This is a genomic window from Alteromonas sp. 5E99-2, from assembly GCF_017368475.1.
Lineage (GTDB): Bacteria > Pseudomonadota > Gammaproteobacteria > Enterobacterales > Alteromonadaceae > Alteromonas_F.
Genome location: NZ_JAFNJE010000012.1, coordinates 79,460 through 98,328, shown reverse-complemented (window position 1 = coordinate 98,328; position 18,869 = coordinate 79,460). Strand labels below are relative to the sequence as shown.

Sequence of the window (18,869 nt, the reverse complement as noted above, 5' to 3'; positions counted from 1 at the left end):
AATTTCCATTGGAAATTATAAAATTTTGTTAAATACATGTTTTATTTCTGGTAAGAACGATAGCTTTATGTTTACATACCAACTAGCGACGACTCGGTTGCAATTGGTAATAATTAGACATTTTAATTGGTAAGGTTTAGAGAGAGCACAACGCTCTCTTTTCTCACTAAACGATTGATCCACATTTTTAAAAGGTAAACCCTATGATGAAGAAGACTAGTTTCTTTGCCCTTAGTGCTATTAGTTTGGCATTAGCTGGTTGTGGCGGCAGCGATGATGCTCAAAACCAAGAAGGTTCATTAACATTATCTGGTGTTGCGGCATTAGGACAAGTGTTAACAGCAACGCCTGCAGACCCTGACGGTATAGATGAAAGCACATTAGTGTTTACTTGGTTTGCTAACGGAAATGTGATCGATGGTGAAACTGGACCAACCTATACTATCCCTGCTTCCGGTGGTGCTGATGGCGACCTTATTCAAAATGATACGCAAATCTCAGCTGCTGTAGTGTATACCGATAACGCGGGTTTCACTGAAGGTCACAATTCGGGGCTGAGTGCGGAAATTGGTGTTGAAATAGAAGGTGAAATTGCCGTTACAGGTATTGCACAGTCGGGCGAAATATTAACAGCAGTGTTAACTGATGCGAATGGAATTAGCGATGGTAACGTTGCTTATAGTTGGCAAGCTGATGGTGTTGATATCGCAGGAGAAACCGCGTCAACATTGTTACTGACAGATGAGCAGCTTGGTACTAGCGTTACTGCGACTGTAATTTACGCTGATGATGACGGTTTTACTGATACTTTAGTGTCTGATGCGATTGGACCCGTTATTGGTGAGGGTGTTAATACGCCTGCTGAATTCTCTGGCTTAGCGGTATCGTTATCTAATGACACTGCAGAATCGATAACGGGAACGGTTACCATAACAGATATTAACCCTGGTGAAGCGGCGTTCGTACCTGTAACTGACCAAGACGTTGCATTAGGTGTATTTTCCATTACAGAAGCTGGAGCATGGACTTTTACGCTTGATACTGCTAACGAAAATGTAGCTGGGTTAGCAAGCTCTACTGAGTTTTTAACATCTGTGATAGCGCTAGAGTCCGTTGACGGCACAGTGGCTGAATTTGTTGTTACTGTCGTTGGTGTAGACACAGTGAATACACGCGCTGTATTTATTCGTGATACTGATGCCAATGATACAGGTGAGTTGAGATACAGTATCGTTGATACAAGTGCCGACGGTGATGTATCAGGCCTTGCTCAAGGTCGAATTGAAGTAGACTTTACCCGTACCGATGATGATATTACTGGTAATTCAAGCGTTGATGCCTTTATTTCTCTTTTCAACTCTGGAAACAACAATGCTGGTGCAATTTTAGATCTCCGTGTTAGAGACAATAATTTTGGGGTAAGAAGTCCTGAGTTTAATGTTTCTACAGACCTTGTCGTACCAAGTTTAAGTACAGATTCATTTAACACTGCGGTTATTACTTGGGAATACCCAGAAGGTGATACCTCTGTTCAACCTAGTGTTTCTGTCGAGATTGATGGTGTTCCTATCAGTGATGGTGGCGACAATACCAGCCCATTCGTTCCTGAAAATGACGCATTTGGTGGTGTTACAACACTATCATTCAGACTTGGTTCAAACGCCAATGCCTCGGATCCTGAAGCGTTCTTTGGTGTAGATAACGTTAGAATATTCAGTGATGTTGCAGGTAATTCACCGTTGTTTATTGATACTTTTGAGGATTATGCAGTCGGTGAAGACTTAGACTCTGACAATAATCCTAATTCTCCGTACTCAACGAGCACATCTGAAGCGGTAATTGAATTACTTCCGGGACAAACCGATGATGGTAACGGCGGCGACGAAGATACTGATAGCCCAGATACGGGTGCAGTGGGTAATCAAGTTGCTGCTGTTAGTGATACAGACACCGGTGATACAGGCGAATTGCGTTTATCGTTGAGTGATTTGGCTGACTTCAGTGGTGATTTCATTACTACTGGGCGAGTTACTTTAAGTGTATTGAGAGAGGAAGAAACTACGGGCGAGGATGGTTTTGTTGCGTTATTTGGTACGTCAACAAGTTCTGACAATAGCTTAGTAGAATTGCGTTTAGAGACGAATAGCGACGAATTTCAATTGCGTAACCAAGATAGTATTACTATCGATACTCCGTTTGTAGAGGGTACTTGGTACGAAATAGAAATGAGTTGGGATGCCACGGATAGTTTAGCAGCAGGTAGTGCTGGAGGAGTATCTCCTCTTATAACTGTGTCTATTGATGGTGTACCTGTGACTACAGATGCTTTTGCATCTGCGTCAAATGCCGATTTATCTACAATATTTGAAGGATTAAGAACCCTTCAATTTAGAAATGCCGGTGGGAGTGCTATAGCTGATTCACGTCTTTTAGTAGACAACATTGTACTTTACTCATCTGATAGTGGTTCTGAAGTTGAAGTGTTTAGTGATGACTTCGAATCTTATACTGTGGGTGAGTCGTTAGACCCTAACGATGACAGTGGCGCTACAATTGCTGCGGATACCCCTTATCACAACAATTCATTTCAGGCTGTTGTTGTAGAAGAGCAATAAGCATAAGTCTTATTACAATGGCATGAGTTAATCTACATAGTAGTTAGCTAATCAAAAACCTCATAACGTTAAGTTATGGGGTTTTTTTGTGCCTGTAATAACTATTGATGGTATAAAGAAGGTGTGAAATTAAGCATAAAAAAAGGCCAGCATAAATGCTGGCCTTTTCATTGTATAAACTGGTCGATTACAAAGGTAATACGTTTGCAGCTTGTGGGCCTTTTTGACCGTCTTCAATAGTAAATTGAACTTGTTGGCCTTCAGCTAGAGTTTTGTAACCTTCAGCTGCGATTGAGCGGAAGTGTACAAAAACGTCTTTTCCGCCGTCTGCTTGTGAAATAAAACCAAAGCCTTTAGCTTCGTCGAACCATTTTACTGTACCTGTTACAGTTGACATATCGGTATTCCTTAAAATAATTGGATGGCATAATGCCTAAATTCGCTATGAAGGTCTAACATATTGATTTGGCAAAAAAGCGTGTATCTAAAAGCGAATCGGAGCCGATTTCAAAGACAACAAGGTTTTAGCAAGGATCAAAACGGGTAGAACTGTCAAACAGCGGCGCTATGCTAACATCAGTTCTACCTATTTTCCACATAAAATCAGTAAATTAATTGGATAAAAAACCTTAGCCGCGATACCCAAATAATTTTTTACTTTTTATCTCTTCAACAACTTGAGCTGGAAGGTGGGTTTCCCACTCAGGATTACGAGATTCTATTTGTTTTAATATTTCACGAGAATATATATTAAATAGAGCAGGGTCGCTGCATTCGATCCCGGCAATGAAGTCATTTTCCAATAAGTGGCGGTATAAAAACTTCAAGTGCTCAGGAACTTTAACTTCGGTAAAGTCTTTTGCGTTACCGTCCTCGCCAGCTTCTGGATAGACAAACAGCTGAGTGTTATCGGGGAATAATTTTCCAAAACCTTCTAATATTCCACCTTCTACACCGCGGTAGAATGATTCATCAAAGATTTGTTTGATGTTTACGACACCTACAACAATACCTATATGATTTTTTGTATATTGGCGGAAATAGGCCCTTAATGAAAAGTAGCGAGTGTAATCCGAAACCATTACATTGTAACCAAGACTATTTAATAGCTGTACGCGAGATATCAAATCTGCTTCAGAGTATTTAGCGTCATTGCCATACACATCATTTAAAGAAATCTCAGCTATGGCAACAGTGTTACTCTCGTCTACGTCTTTTTGAACAAAGAATGATTTCTTTCCTTGTTCTATCATGTCGACGTTTAAATCTGTAACTGGGCGAAATGAACCGCGAATTGTAATGACGTTCTTTTTGTACAGCATGTCTGCGGGGATAGCGACACAACCGTCTGGTCTGAACATAACAGCACGGGTTTTCCAGCTGCGAATAAGGTGAATGTTTTTAGCGCGATTGTCTACTTCTTCGAAATATGGGCCATGGAACTCAACTGAATCTATTTCAATGCGATTCGGCTTCATATTATCAGTCAGCGAATCGATGATCTTTTTAGGATCTTCAAAATAGAAATACGCTGCGTAAATTAAGTTAACGCCAAGTACACCTAATGCTTGCTGCTGAGCTTCAACATTGTCGTCGTGCATTCTGACGTGCACAATCACATCTGATGGGGCTGCACCTGGATACATTTGTAGTCGAACTCCACACCATGCGTGGCATTCATTGTTACCTTTAAAACTTTTTGCGGCGACAGTCGCAGCGTATGAAAAGTAGCGAGTTGATTTTGGTCGAACATCGGAAATGCGATCGATAACAAGGTCATACTCTTGTTCCATCATCGCTTTTACGCGATTCTTACTTACGTATCGCCTGTCTTCTTGTACACCGTATATCGCATCGGAGAACTTCATGTCGTATGCAGACATGGTTTTGGCTATGGTTCCTGCCGCTGCGCCAGCTATGAAAAACTGTCGGGCTACTTCTTGGCCTGCGCCTATCTCTACAATGGTACCGTATTTTTTGTCGTCTAAATTAATTCTAAGTGCTTTGGCTGATGTAGTGCGAGAGCTAATTTGCTTGTCCATGATTATCCACTATGAATTTAAAAAGGGCATTTTTTATAAGTATTAACGCGGTTAACGTGTTTTTCCACTGTGTAAGTCTAGCAAATCTTACGCAACAATTTAACTTGTCAGAGTTTTAAAGGACTATTTGCGGTATAATGGCTTAAAACTATTCATTAGCTTCACACATATTATGAAAAAATGGTTTTTTTGGCTTCCTACAATTTTTGTCGTTTTTATTCTTCTTTTTACTATCGTGCTGCGTTTTCCTCCGTGGCAGGTTGGTAATGCTGTGAAGGTCGCAACAGGCCTTGGTGCAAAATTAGCTTGTTCGGGACATTATGTCGCTGGGCAAACAAATGACCAAATCAATAGCGACTTAGCAAGTTATTCGCCAGTAACTCATTTGCTCGAAATTAAAAATAATAGCGATGCAAAAACCGTTACCGCTTCTTTGTATGGCTTGAGTGTATCATCAGCAAGGTTCCGTGAAGGGCTTGGGTGCACGTTAGATATTGAAGGTAGTTCTCCATTAAACGACGTAGTCATGCCTGACCACGGAAGTTTCGACTCGTTAGCGGTCAACACCAACTTCTCAATTCAAACAGGTATTGAAAATATACTGATTAAAGATAATGAAGAGGGGGATGATTCTCGTGCTATTGTGGTGTTGAAAAATGGACGTCTTGTAGGTGAAGTTTATGCAGAACCCTATTCTTCAGAGTCCCGTTTTTTAGGCTGGTCTATGGGAAAAACAGTTATGTCTATGCTTGTCGGTAATCTTGTACAGCAAAATAAGCTTTCATTAAATGACGAACAACTGTTTCCCCAATGGCTTGACGATGAGCGCAGGGCGATATCGCTAGAAAACTTACTGACAATGAGTTCAGGGTTAGCGTTTGATGAAACCTATATGCCAGGCTCTGATTCTACTCGAATGTTGTTTACTGAAAGAAGTGCGTCTGGTGTCCCGTTGGCCAGTGATCTTGATTACGAACCAGGTACCCATAACCGTTACTCATCTGGTACAACTAATCTTTTAGCTCGCCTTGTGTACGAAAGAACAGGTGCAAACCCTCAAGCTCAGTATAACTTTTTGTCTGAAACCTTAATCAAACCTCTGAATTTGAATTCACTTGTATTTGAATCAGATGAAAGCGGTGTTTTGGTTGGCAGTTCTTATATTTATGCAAATGGCCGAGACTGGGCAAAATTAGGGCAGTTAATTCTTAATCAAGGGCGTTATGAAAATACACGTGTTTTCCCCCAAGCATACGCCCAAGCCATGACGTCGCCTAACACTAGCGAAAATGAAGGGCGTTATGGTTACCAACTTTGGTTAAATAGAGGCTTAAATAAATCATTACGCTGGCCATCATTACCAGAAGATGCTGTTGCTATGAGAGGGAACAGAGCGCAGTGGGTATTGATTATTCCATCAATGGACGCTGTTATCGTGCGGTTAGGCTGGACATCAGGCCACTATGATATCGAGAATAAATTTGCGGATGTTTTGGCGTCACTAAAAGATTCAAATTTAGATAATGTAGGAAATAGATGAAACGTATAATTGTTGTGGGTGGAGGCGCTGGAGGCCTCGAACTAGTTACTAAGCTTGCAAAGTCGTTAGGGAAAAAAGGGTTAGCAGACGTCACCTTAGTTGATAGAAGCCGAACTCATGTTTGGAAACCCTTGCTACATGAAGTTGCCGCGGGTGTTATTAATAAAAGTACTGATGGGGTCGACTACGCTATTCACGCATCAAAGAAACACTATAGTTTCCAATTAGGAAACATGTGTGGCCTTGATAGGGAAGGGAAAACCATCAAGCTCGATGCCGTGCTTGATCAAGATGGCAGTGAGCTTATTCCAGCAAGAACATTGCAATACGACTATTTAGTTATTGCAGTAGGTAGCGTAAGCAATGATTTTGGTACTCCAGGGGTTAAAGAACATTGCTATATGCTGGACTCATTAGTACAGGCTGAACGTTTTCATAAAGCCTTATTAAACCAGCTCATAAAAATGCACCAAGGACCTAATTCGAATAAAACGTTAAATGTGGCTATTGTTGGTGCCGGTGCAACGGGAACTGAATTGGCTGCCCAGCTTCATCACGTTGCGAACTTGGCCAAGCACTACGGTATGCCTGAAATGTCCGCAGGACGTTTATCACTGACGATTATTGAAGCTGGCGAGCGAATTTTACCGGCCTTGCCAGAAAAAATAGCCAATTCTGCACGGCACGCTTTATCTAAACTGAATATTAACGTTAGAGAACAAACCCGTGTAGCAAAAGCAAGCCATGAGGGCTTTACCACTAGCGAAGATGAGCTTATTGAGGCTGATTTAATGGTGTGGGCTGCAGGTGTTAAAGCGCCTGATTTCTTTAAAGAGCTAGATGGCTTTGTTTTAAATAGCGCTCAACAAATAGAAGTGAATGCTTACTTGCAATCAACAATAGATGAGTCAGTGTTTGTTATTGGTGATGCGTGTGGCTTTAAGCAAGAAAATGGGAACTGGGTTCCGCCAAGAGCACAATCTGCTCATCAAATGGCTGACATGGCGTTTAAAAATATTAACCATTTATTTTATGAGCAGCCTTTAGAAGCCTATAAATATGCTGATTATGGCTCTCTTGTGCATTTAAGCCGTTACAGCACTGTGGGTAGCTTAATGGGTAAGCTGTCCAATAGCTCTATGTTCATCGAAGGGAAGCTAGCACGAATTGTATATGTTTCTTTGTATCACATGCATCAATACGCTGTGCATGGTTATTTACGTGGCGCCTTGGTTTTGTTGAGCCGAAAAGTAGGGAACTTTGTCGCGCCAAAACTGAAATTACATTAAAAGAAGAATCACGTACTTGATCAAATTGTCGATGTTAATAGGGAAACAAAAACTAATGTCGACTCTTTCACACCTAAAAAATTGCTAATTCGTCTATTTCGTCTAGTTTTTAACTATACATAAATATTGATGGAAATAACTTGGTGTTTATTAAACGTCTTAATATTGTGCAGATGTCTAGTCTGAGTGCGATTGTATTTGTTACTGCTATTGGTGTATTACTGATTAAAGAAATTACCAGTGCTTATCATTCTTCAGTTATAGCAAACGAAAATACTCAACTCGTATCCTTACTATCGGCATTAGAGAGTATCGCTCACAATCACGCTGTAGAGCGGGGTTTAAGCGCGGGTTTCTTAGCGTCGGGTTCAAGCGAGCAAAAATCAAAAGTTGATGCCCAGCGCGTAAAAGCCGATCAGTCTGAAGCGGTACTGAAGGAATTACTAACAAAAGAGTGGCCTGAGTCTTATCTTATTGAAGACAAAACCGCTCCTATAATTGGAATTCTGGCTAGAAAATCTGAAATAAGACGAGAAGTGGATGTAAGAAACGGAGCAAATGCCTTTGGCTATTACAGTGCGTTAAATTCATCTGCGTTAGAAGCATTGCAAATATTGGGTATTTCCATTGAAGATCCAGTATTGATTTCTCAAGTTAATAGCGCATTTTTATTTGCTTCGGTGAAAGAAAAAACGGGTCAAGTTCGCGGTAAAGTAAACGGTATCCTAAGTTCTCAGTCTGCGACAGCGGAGGCCAAAAAGGAAATTACTGCTTGGATGGTAGAACGTGCCAAATATATGGCATTTGTCAAAGCATCAAACCCAGACAAAATCGATGAACTAAATACGGTTTTTAACTCCCCTAATTTTATTAAATTTGCCGACACAGTCGAATTGTTAAATAGCGATAATCCTGATTACTCATCTTTACCCGACAGTGCGACCTGGTTTGCATTTGCCACACAAGTTATTGGCAGTGTTAAAAAAGAGCTTGAAGCTCAATGGGAGAGTGTTCGACTAAGTAGTACAAATTCCGAAGCGTCAGCATACCGATACATTACGATACTTGTAGTGGCAACTGTGGTGCTAGGGGCCTTTTTAGTTCTTTTAAATATTTCACTAGTTAAAATGCTCAAGGGACAGTTAGGGACATTAACCATGAGTCTAGATAGAATTTCAGATGAAGGTGACTTAACTATTGATGTGGCGCTAGATTCTAACAATGAGTTGGGGAGTATTTCTCGGGCGGTAAACAAGACTATTGGAGCTCTTAGAGCGTTAGTTGTAGGGTTAGATAAATCTATTTCTGTGAGCTCTAAACTTGGTGAACGATTGGATACCGCTACGTTAGAAGTATTACAAGAAGCTACAGAGGCAAAAGAAAAAGCCAGCGATATAGACGAAGCAACTCGGCAAATTGCCGATGCAAGCCGGCAAATTGCCGAATCGTCAGCGGACACATTAACCTTTTCTAGAGAGCTTGAAACGTATGCAACTCAGGCTGTTGAACAGAGCCGTTCAGCCCAAAATAATGTGAACGCGTTGAATACGTCAATGGTAAGTATGGGAGATGATGCAGCTGCCATGGGCTCGAGCTTAGAGAAGATCAGTAGCTTTTTAAATACCATTAACTCGTTAGCAGAACAAACCAATTTGTTAGCTTTGAATGCTGCTATTGAAGCCGCTAGGGCTGGAGAGCAAGGAAGAGGTTTTGCTGTGGTAGCTGATGAGGTGCGCTCGCTAGCAGGCTCAAGTAAACAAGCTTCTGATCAAATTTCGACCTTGCTGGAAGAGCTGCATCAAATTAGCCAATCAGTTATGACGAGTATTGATAACAATACCGCTCAATCTAAGGTTGTATTAGAGGCTAGTGGTAGCGCAGCTAAAAGTAGTGAAGAAGTTGGCCAGAAAATAAAAGATGTGGAAAACTTATCTACCACTGTTGCTACTGCTGCTGAAGAACAGTCTGTGTCATTAGCGGATGTGTCACAAAAAGTATCAGAGGTTTTAAATACTGCATCCAATCAAACTGAATTAGCGCATCAACTGCGCGTTATATTTGAAGATGTGAAGTTAAACAATAAAATACTTCAAAATACTATGGATGGCTTTAAACTTTAACAGTGGTAAGCTCGTACTACGTTAATCGCTAAATGTAGTACGAGTACCATGAGTAATAAGCCATTTAATCAATTCTGCGACAAAAATAAGCATTCCATTGCGGAACAATTAATCACCTTTTTTAAGCACGCTAAGCATGTTTTAGAAGTGGGGACAGGCACGGGGCAACATGCCGTTCATTTTGCTGAACAACTTCCTTATTTAAAATGGCACACGGCTGATCAATTGTCTTATCACGAAGGCATTAATGCATGGATAGACGAGGCTAATTTAACCAACGTTGAACGTCCCTTAGAATTAACTCTACCTGACATGCCATTACCTGATATTCCTTTTGATGCCGTATTCACGGCAAACACCGCACATATTATGCAAAAAAATGCAGTACAAAACTTAATGGAAAGTATTTCAATTCGTTTACCTAGTGGCGGTGTGTTTTGTCAGTACGGACCATTCATCGAAAATGGTGTTTTTAGTAGTGAATCAAACGAAGCTTTTCACAACAAATTGATCCGCGAAGGATACGGAGGTTATCGCGATGTAGCCGAATTGATTGAATGGGCAAAACCCATGGTATTAAAAGAAACTGTATCTATGCCTGCAAACAACCTTATGTTGGTTTGGCAAAAGTCATGACGAATTGGCCTGAATCACTTTACGCAATATCTCAAAAGAGCTCTCGTTTAATTATTGGATTGATGAGTGGAACCTCTTTAGATGGCTTAGATGTGGCTTTGTGTCGTGTGTCAGGATACGGTGAAAATACGCGACTCAGCGTAGAAAAAAGCACTATATTTGCTTATACCGATGAATGGAAAAATAAGATCCAGCGCATTTTTGCAAAATCAAATGTTGAGTTGCAAGAACTGTGTCTGCTAAATGCTGAAATTGGAACGCTTCATGGCGAGTGGGTAAATAAGGCATTGTTGCAATGGGGTATTGATTCGTCACGTATCGATATTGTGGCAAGTCATGGCCAAACGGTCTACCACGCGCCAACATCATTTCATGGTCAGCGGCAACGTCCAAACAGTACATTTCAAATTGGTGATGGCGATCACCTTGCGGCCAAAACGGGAATTTTAACTGTCGCTGATTTTAGACAGCGCCATGTTGCCAATGGCGGTGAAGGAGCGCCTTTGGTTTTGTATGGTGATATTTTATTATTTTCTAAGCATGACGCATCACGTTTATTGATTAACTTAGGTGGTATAGGAAATTTCACTTGGTTGCCAAAGTCTGAAGTAGGAAAGAGCTTCGCAACTGATTTTGGTCCCGCAAATACACTGCTAAACCAATATTGTGAATATTACTTAAATCAGCCTTTTGATGATGATGGCCGACTAGCGAGCCAAGGCGAAATTAATGGCGCTTTATTGGCGAAGCTACTTACTCATTCTTTTTTCAGTTTGTCAGCACCAAAAACAACAGGGCCTGAACTGTTTAATTTAGCGTATGTTGAACAAGCTAAAACGGACATTGGTTGCCCAGCTCTTAGTCATGAAGATACTCTGGCTACACTGGTTGCGCTGACAGTTGAAAGTCTGTTTCACACGGTTAAACAGCAAATAGGCATAGCTGAAATTGACGAAATATATTGTAGTGGTGGTGGCGTTTTAAATTCTTGTCTGATGAATAGCATAAAAGAAGTTTTCTTACCTGTGCCAATAAAGCCTTTCCAAACTCTGGGGGTGGCAGCGAGCGATAAGGAAGCAGCGCTTTTCGCTGTATTGGCGAATGAATGTGTTGCGGGCCAAGGTCGGGTATTTAATGGTTTAGATAATGTGATAAATACAAGTATGGGTAAAATCTGCTTTCCTTGTTAACGGTGTAGATGCTCTTATTTCTGGTGAGCATTTAGCCGTTACATATGAACAAAGAGCAACAGCCCCCAAATTCGAAAGACTTAGTAATATTAGTCACTATCCTCATATGGGATCACAAGTAAAAGCGATGGCCGCAGCAAATACCTTCTGGCGGAATATAGGACTGTGAATCGGTAGGCGCACGGAAGTGGTTGGCTTTCCCAGCACTGTGTGAATTGGTACACTTTACTTAGCATATTTTATATTGGAGATACCTTTGTCGGCTGGACTTAAAGCGCCTCGGTTTGAATGGTCTTTTTTGTTACCTAAGTATTGGCCTGTTTGGTTAGGTGCTGGTGTACTTTATATTTTAACTTGGTTGCCTTTACCTGTTATTCGAATGTTAGGTGAAGGTGTCGGCTTTCTTTTTACTAAATTTGCGAAAAAGCGCGTTAGTATTGCTCGTAGGAATATTGAACTTGTTTACCCTCATCTTTCAAAGCTGGAGCGAGATACACTAGTTAAAAAAAATGTGTCGAGAGCTGGGATGGCATTATTTGAAACAGCTATTGGCTGGTGGTGGCCCCAGTGGCGTATTCGCCGTATCGGTGAAGTTGAAGGTTTTGAACACGCTGAAAAAGTGCTTAAATCTGGCAAAGGAGTGTTTGGTTTAGCTCTGCATAATATGAACCTTGAGTTGGCGTGTAGAGTGCTGGGCTATACCCACCCTGGTGTTGGGTTTTACCGGAAACACAACAACCCCTTGATGGACTATTTTCAGTATCACGGTCGAAACCAGTCGAATAAGTACATGATAGACAAGCGAAGCTCGAAAGTGCTTATTCAAGCCTTAGAAGACGGAGAATTGTGCTTATACTTACCAGACCAAGACTACGGACGAGCACAAAGTATCTTTGTTCCTTTTGGAGAAGTTAAAGAAACCGCTACAACCACAGCCACCTTGATGTTTTTAAAACGCGCACAGTGTGTGCCCATGTTGATGACCACTCAACATTCCCAAAAAGGATGTAAAATTAAGATATACCCGCCTATTGAGAATTTAGCTGAGTTACCAGATAAAGAAGCATTAACCTTGCTGAACGAACATATTCTAGCGGCAGTGAATGAACAACCTGAAAGTTATCTATGGATGCACAAGCGTTTTAAAACAAGACCTTCTAAGGATATGCCTTCGCTTTACTCTACTAAAAAGTAGGTCTAGTATCATAACCATATTCTGATGTGAGTGTAGTGATGAAGAAAAAACAGTTTTCACGGACAAAGTTTTGGTTAGTGCAGTTCGGCTTTATCGGAATAGTTGTGGCTATTGCGGCCACTATTATTTTGTTGAAATATGAGTACAACACTGCACCTGTGCCTGAGGGCGCACCTGAAAAACGTTCAGTCGAAACCGGGTTAGAAAATTTTTATCGCGAATTTCGACAATCATCTAGTGAACTGATAAAAGACCCTGTTAACGACTTTACTTTAGATGTTGCTAGCGATGGAACACCGATAGAGACAAAATTGAGAAGCATGTCTAGTAACTTTAATCCTGTGGATAAACGCTGGGTTGGTGAACATAAATTTCGTTCTTTTAAAGCGGGAAGTACATTGAGAACAATATTGTCTGATTATGCAACGCAAGAGGGGATGCAGGTAGTTTGGGACTTAGACGAAGATTTTGTTATAAAACATCAATTTCAAACTGACAATACTATTGTAGGTGCGTTGGCTGATGTAGCAAAAGCCATAGATAATAATTTTGATGGCACAGTGAGAGGCTACTTTTGTCCTAAGCAGCGCTCACTTGTGGTAACTACTGTTGAGTCTGATTTTATTCGTCGGGAATGTAACTTGGCAAGATAGTGCGCCAAGCGTTTTCTATGTCTGCTCGTGCTTTGTCTTTGCTATGTAAGTTGGTATTGAAATCACTTTGTTGCAGAGTCATTCTATGAAAAGCGTTGCGTTGATTTAAATAATTGCGTGAAAGGCTTGTGGCTATTTCGGCTGAAATAAGTTTCTCTTTCATGGCAGTTTCTATAATCCTCAAATTGTCAGGCCAATCAGCAAGCCTGTTTAGTTTATATGCATAAGCAAGCACTATAAATTGAGAAATGAACTCTATGTCAGTTATGCCTCCTTTCCCGTGCTTGAATATGTCTTTTGACGATTTGTTAATACTATTTTCATAGAGTTTTTTGCGCATATCGACCACTTTTTCTGTTAAGTCTGCGATATCTCTTTTCCTGCATAGCACTTCAGTTTTTATGGTATTAATACGCTGAGAAATAGAAGTGCCTCCAAACACCACTCGAGTGCGGACCAGTGCTTGGTGTTCCCACGTCCATGCGTCATTATCTTGGTAGTATGCATAACCATCCACATGACAACAGAGTAATCCTGAATTGCCCGATGGTCTTAATCGTAAATCGGCCTCATATAGTTCACCCAATAGCATTTTAGTATTAAGAATGTGCATTATCCGTTGCGCCATTTTTATATAAAACTGTTGAGCACCAATAGATTTTTCGCCGTCGGTTACAGCTGTTGAAGGAGCGTCATGTAGAAAGACCATATCGAGATCTGAACCATACCCAAGTTCTAAGCCTCCCATTTTGCCATAGGCAATAACCGCGAAACTGTCTATAGGACTGTTACAATGATTGGGAGCGCCGTATTTCTTTGTCATATGGGAGTACGCAGTTTCCACTACATGACTCAGTATTACTTCAGCTAAAGCTGTTAGCCGGTCGCTAACTTGCTCTATGGGCAGGGAGCCTTGTATATCGGCTGCTGCAATACGGAACTGTTGGCATAATTTGAACTGTCTTAGCGCATCCATATGAAGCTCGACATTGTTTAGGTCCATTCGAAGTAGCACTTGGCGAAGTTCGTCTTTAAATTCTGCTTTAACGTCTTCTAATGTTGCAGAGGAATGGCTTAAATAAGCTTGAGATAAAAGCTCGTCGAGCAACAAAGGAAATTGTTTTAGTTGCTCTGCAATCCATGGGCTTGCCACACAAAATACAAGTAATTGTTGGCGTACGCTTGGATACGCATAAAGTAAATCTAAATAGGTTGTGCGGCCAAGTATCGCTGTGAGTATTAATAACATCCTTTCTAATGGAATGTGGTCACAGGTTGGTGGTTTTAAAGCTTCGGTGATAAGTAAGGGGATAAGTTTATCAATAAGGCTTTGCGCTCGTTGGCTTAGATGAGCCCGTACACATTTTTGTTTGAACGAAAGTAAAGCGCGAGCTATGTATCCTGCACTATCATCACAAAGGTAATCCTGTAATGCACCAGACAGTTCTATTTCGTCGTAATCACCTAACCAGAGCGTACTTAGCTGTGTAAAACTGTCGTCTTGGTTCGCGCCTGTGCTTGACTCATCGACAAATAATTCATTGAAATAACCATGTATAGTTTGGCGCGCAGTTTCTATTTTATTCTGTACTATTTCAGAAGATTCACTCTGAGTATAAAGTGCAAGCCGTTGCCAATTTAACTCGTCATCGAGGGCGGGTAATGTTTGGGTTTGTTCGTTGTTGATTTGCTGAAGGCAGTGTTCAACTTCCCTTAAAAATAAGTACGATTGGGTTAAATCCGAAGACGTTTTTTCGTCGATAAAGCCTTGTTCTAATAGATGGGAGACGACGCTTTTCCAGTTTTTTATTTGCAAGTTTGCCGATTGTCCACCATGAGTTAGCTGGAATGATTGAATAAAAAACTCGGCTTCTCGAATACCGCCTTCCCCCAATTTAATATTGTTTGAAAGCTGCCTTCGGCGTGAGTCTGCAAATATTTTTAATTTCATTGATTGGAGTGCATCTAACGTGGTGAAATCTAAATAGCGTTTATATACAAAAGGGCGAATAATGTTTTCGAGCTCTGTGACTGCTGAGCAGCTGGGGTTTAGCACTCTGGCTTTTACCATGGCAAAGCGCTCCCACTCTCGTGCTTGTTCATGGTAGTAGTCTGAGAATGCGTCGAAGTGAGTAACTAAAGGGCCACTATCGCCAAATGGCCTGAGTCGCATGTCAACGCGGTAAACTTGCCCGTCTGTCGTGATTTGATCTAGTGCTTTTATTAACCTTTGTGCTAAGCGGGTAAAAAATACTTGGTGCTCAATAGGTTTTCTGTGGCCTTGGGTTTCCCCTTTTTCTGGATAAGCAAAAATCAGATCGATATCAGAAGAGAAGTTAAGCTCTTCCCCTCCTAATTTTCCCATCGCTATAATACACATTGGTTGCCCGTTCTGAGGTGTACCGTATTTTTGACAACAAAATTGGTATAGCCACATATAGGTAGACATGATTAAGCTATCAGCTAATTTTGAAACGTGTTGTAGCGAGGTTTCGATAGTTTGAGATTTAGTGATATCACGGGCTGTAATTTTGGCCATTTCACTATTGCGAAAACGGCGTATACATTGGTGTAATTCAAGTTCTGTAGTGATGCCATCGAGTTGACTTTGCAGTCTCGATGCATATTGGTGACTGTCTGGGTTTTGTTCAAAAAAGGACGGCAATAAGCCGGCATGGGTTTGGCAGGTGTTTTTGATGAATTGGCTACATGCAAACATCGCCAATACTTCATTTTTATCTGCAAGAGACAATGATTCGAACCAAATATTGTCGTCGGCAGATAAGGTCTCTATTTCTTTCAATGCTAGATCGTATAACTTACTGCTTTTCTTCAATTTCATGCGCATAATAGAGGTAGATACTTGATTTAGGAAGTGTACATGGAAACATTAGTAAAGTTGATACCGGTGTCAAGCGATTTGGCGTTATATGCATTAATCGACTTGAGTATCGTTGTGTTGTTGATGTTGCTTATTAAATGGTTACAAGAAAAATTCTATTCGATTAATGTGAACGAAGAAATTAGTGAAAAAGATAATTTCGCGTATGGAATTGGCTTTTCTGGTGGTTTGTTTGCATTGTGTATCGTGTTGTCGGCGGTGATTGGAAGGCACATTCAACAGGGTGTAGAAAAAGCCGCGTTTGGGATTTTTCTGTTTGGTATTATTGGTATTGTATTGATTCGCGTAGGGCGATACATCCACGATAAGGTAGTATTACATCGGGTTGATACTCCTCAGTTGTTAAAAGAAAAAAACGTTGGCATTGCGCTTGTTGATGCAGCAAGTGTTATTGCTAGTGCGATTATTTTACGCAGTATTATTTTGTGGGTTGATGGCAGTGATGTAAACGCTGTGATTGCGGTAATCAGCGGCTACTTTGTGGTACTAGCCATATCCATAGTGCTAACTCGTTTTTATGAGTATCGGTTTGCGTTAACTAACCAAAATGATTCATTTCAAGGCGCATTGAAGCGAGGTCAAATGGCCGTGGCTGTGGACCATGCAGGGAACCTTTTAGGCACTGCAATGGTAGTTACTACAAGTGAAACATTATTAGTCTATTCGTCTACAGCCTATGTGAGTAATGTAACAGGTTGGTTATTTGTTTCATTTGCGTTAGCGGTTGGCCTACAAATAATTGTTCAAATAGGTAAGCGCATTTTGCTACTTGGCGTCGATATTAACAGAGAAATTGATCAGCATCACAATATGGGAATTGCATGTATTGGCTTAGTACTGAATTTAGGGTTTGCGATATTGATCACTGAATTCTTTTCGCTTTAAACTCGTTCGGGGAAGCAGCGTTGAGTATAAGCCGCTCTTTATCGGTCTTAGTGAGCGACTTTAAATAGCATTCGAATTTAGATGCATTTGAGCGAGAATTGGTGTTCCATAGGGCAACAAGGGTGTGTGGCCCTTTCCCTCTTAGCGCTTTTGCCCCGCCTTTTATTTCGCCATTGTGTTGGCGAAGTCTGCGTTTTATATCCGTAGTTATACCAGTATAGATATGCCCACCGGAAGTTCTTATCATATAGGTAAACCAATGTGGTTGCAGTGGCGGTTGATGTTTGATGGCTGCTATACTCCACTTAAATATTTAATGAGATGTTGTAATGGTAATACCTGATTTTAGCTCCGCCAAGGTTCTTGTTGTAGGCGATGTAATGTTAGATCGCTATTGGCACGGTGGAACGGGTCGTATTTCACCAGAAGCTCCAGTTCCGATTGTCAATGTACAAAATGTCGAAGATCGTCCAGGTGGAGCGGCAAACGTAGCATTGAATGCTGCTGCTTTAGGAGCGAAAGTATCAATGTTGGGGTTGGTTGGCAATGATGAAAACGTGGCTATCCTAAAAGATAAACTTGAATCTTATAATATCGATACGCACTTTTTGGCCCTAGATGGCTTTTCAACTATTACGAAATTAAGAGTGCTTAGCCGAAATCAACAATTGCTGAGAATGGATTTCGAAAAGTCGTTTGAAGCGGTTGATAAAACACCGTTAGAGGAACAGTTTTCTGCTTTATTGGCGCATATCAATGTCGTTGTATTGTCTGATTACAATAAAGGAACACTCAGCTCTGTACAAACCCTCATTGCTTTGGCAAAAGAGAGAAATGTGCCGGTAATTGTCGACCCGAAAGGAAATTCATTTACTAAGTACCGAGGAGCGAGCTTACTTACTCCGAATGTAGCCGAATTACTCGGAGTGGTGGGTGATGTAGCTGATGAAATAGACTTATTAGAAAAAGCATCAGATTTACAAACAAAATTAGATCTGGATTCGCTTTTATTAACCCGCTCAGAACGGGGGATGTCACTTTTCTACAACAAAGACCAAGTTATGCACCTTCCAGCTAAAGCAAAAGAAGTGTATGACGTCACTGGTGCAGGCGACACTGTAGTGTCTACTATTGCAGCATCTATAGGTGCTGGGGCTAAATTAGACGACGCTTGTGTGTTAGCAAACTATGCTGCCAGTATTGTGGTTGGTAAAGTTGGAACCTCTAGTGTTTCAGCTACAGAATTGGCTGTTTTTGCGTTACGACAGTCTACCCATATAGATGGTGGAGTCTTTAGTGAAGAGCAGCTTATTCAAGCTGTTAGCGCTGCAAAAGCAAAAGGCGAAAAAATTGTTATGACCAATGGTTGTTTCGATATTTTGCATGCTGGACATGTGTCCTATTTAACTGAAGCCGCAGTGTTAGGTGATCGCTTGATTGTTGCAGTAAATGATGACGCATCAGTATCAGCCTTAAAAGGGCCTGGTCGCCCTGTAAACAATGTTCATCGCCGTATGGCTGTGTTAGCGGGTCTATCGTCGGTGCATTGGGTAGTGCCCTTTAAAGAGGATACTCCGGCAAGGCTGATTGAAGCTTTGCTCCCAGACATATTAGTTAAAGGCGGTGATTATAAAGTACATGAAATCGCGGGTGGGGAAGCCGTTATCAATAACGGTGGAGACGTAAAAGTACTCAATTTTGAAGATGGTGTCTCTACTACAGGTATTATTAACCAGCTAGTAGAACAACATAAGCAGTAGCCCAAAAAACCTCGATAGGTTAAGCTATAGACAGATTCTGAA

General features: G+C 41.0%; 14 protein-coding genes. 10 read left to right on the top strand and 4 right to left on the bottom strand.

The window, feature by feature from the left end:
* Window positions 1-203 precede the first annotated feature (203 nt).
* Entirely contained in the window at window positions 204-2,615 is a 2,412-nt protein-coding gene (locus tag J3L16_RS12845; RefSeq protein ID WP_207613391.1) for a VCBS domain-containing protein, read from the top strand.
* Between the two features lie 187 nt (window positions 2,616-2,802).
* Here the strand turns inward: J3L16_RS12845 and J3L16_RS12840 are convergent, their stop codons facing one another.
* Together J3L16_RS12840 and J3L16_RS12835 are read right to left on the bottom strand one after the other, a co-directional pair.
* Window positions 2,803-3,012: a cold-shock protein gene (locus J3L16_RS12840; RefSeq protein ID WP_207613390.1), complete on the bottom strand. Its 210-nt coding sequence runs from the start codon at window positions 3,010-3,012 to the stop codon at window positions 2,803-2,805.
* Window positions 3,013-3,244: 232 nt separating this feature from the next.
* Window positions 3,245-4,657 (bottom strand): TonB-dependent receptor, encoded by a 1,413-nt coding sequence (locus J3L16_RS12835; protein WP_207613389.1) that lies wholly within the window; start codon window positions 4,655-4,657, stop codon window positions 3,245-3,247.
* A gap of 172 nt (window positions 4,658-4,829) precedes the next feature.
* Here J3L16_RS12835 and J3L16_RS12830 point away from each other — a divergent pair, with 172 nt between their 5' ends.
* From J3L16_RS12830 to J3L16_RS12800, 7 genes are all read left to right on the top strand, one after another.
* On the top strand, window positions 4,830-6,197 hold the full coding sequence (locus tag J3L16_RS12830; protein ID WP_207613388.1) for a serine hydrolase: 1,368 nt from the start codon (window positions 4,830-4,832) through the stop codon (window positions 6,195-6,197).
* Window positions 6,194-7,486 carry an NAD(P)/FAD-dependent oxidoreductase gene (locus J3L16_RS12825; protein ID WP_207613387.1) on the top strand — a complete coding sequence of 431 codons (1,293 nt, stop codon included), beginning with the start codon at window positions 6,194-6,196 and terminating at the stop codon, window positions 7,484-7,486. The genes J3L16_RS12830 and J3L16_RS12825 overlap by 4 nt, the downstream gene beginning before the upstream one ends.
* A 143-nt stretch (window positions 7,487-7,629) precedes the next feature.
* Complete coding sequence (locus J3L16_RS12820; RefSeq protein WP_207613386.1) at window positions 7,630-9,606, top strand: methyl-accepting chemotaxis protein; 1,977 nt, start codon at window positions 7,630-7,632, stop codon at window positions 9,604-9,606.
* Window positions 9,607-9,654: 48 nt separating this feature from the next.
* Entirely contained in the window at window positions 9,655-10,242 is a 588-nt protein-coding gene (locus J3L16_RS12815) for a DUF938 domain-containing protein (RefSeq protein ID WP_207613385.1), read from the top strand.
* Window positions 10,239-11,432, top strand: a complete 1,194-nt coding sequence (locus tag J3L16_RS12810) for an anhydro-N-acetylmuramic acid kinase (protein WP_207613384.1) — start codon at window positions 10,239-10,241, stop codon at window positions 11,430-11,432. Before J3L16_RS12815 ends, J3L16_RS12810 begins: the two co-directional genes overlap by 4 nt.
* 256 nt (window positions 11,433-11,688) lie before the next feature.
* A complete protein-coding gene (lpxL, locus tag J3L16_RS12805) occupies window positions 11,689-12,627 on the top strand; it encodes an LpxL/LpxP family Kdo(2)-lipid IV(A) lauroyl/palmitoleoyl acyltransferase (RefSeq protein WP_207613383.1) in 939 nt (312 codons plus the stop codon).
* A 38-nt stretch (window positions 12,628-12,665) separates the two neighbouring features.
* Window positions 12,666-13,280, top strand: a complete 615-nt coding sequence (locus J3L16_RS12800) for a TcpQ domain-containing protein (RefSeq protein WP_207613382.1) — start codon at window positions 12,666-12,668, stop codon at window positions 13,278-13,280.
* Here J3L16_RS12800 and glnE read toward each other — a convergent pair.
* On the bottom strand, window positions 13,249-16,122 hold the full coding sequence (glnE, locus tag J3L16_RS12795) for a bifunctional [glutamate--ammonia ligase]-adenylyl-L-tyrosine phosphorylase/[glutamate--ammonia-ligase] adenylyltransferase (RefSeq protein WP_207613381.1): 2,874 nt from the start codon (window positions 16,120-16,122) through the stop codon (window positions 13,249-13,251). The two genes, J3L16_RS12800 and glnE, sit on opposite strands and share 32 nt — an antisense overlap.
* A gap of 39 nt (window positions 16,123-16,161) precedes the next feature.
* Here glnE and J3L16_RS12790 point away from each other — a divergent pair, with 39 nt between their 5' ends.
* Complete coding sequence (locus tag J3L16_RS12790; protein WP_207613380.1) at window positions 16,162-17,067, top strand: DUF350 domain-containing protein; 906 nt, start codon at window positions 16,162-16,164, stop codon at window positions 17,065-17,067.
* Here the strand turns inward: J3L16_RS12790 and J3L16_RS12785 are convergent.
* Window positions 17,045-17,338: a GIY-YIG nuclease family protein gene (locus tag J3L16_RS12785; protein WP_347564673.1), complete on the bottom strand. Its 294-nt coding sequence runs from the start codon at window positions 17,336-17,338 to the stop codon at window positions 17,045-17,047. The genes J3L16_RS12790 and J3L16_RS12785 overlap by 23 nt on opposite strands.
* Before the next feature lie 58 nt (window positions 17,339-17,396).
* Here J3L16_RS12785 and hldE point away from each other — a divergent pair, with 58 nt between their 5' ends.
* Entirely contained in the window at window positions 17,397-18,827 is a 1,431-nt protein-coding gene (gene hldE / locus J3L16_RS12780; RefSeq protein WP_207613378.1) for a bifunctional D-glycero-beta-D-manno-heptose-7-phosphate kinase/D-glycero-beta-D-manno-heptose 1-phosphate adenylyltransferase HldE, read from the top strand.
* Window positions 18,828-18,869 lie beyond the last annotated feature (42 nt).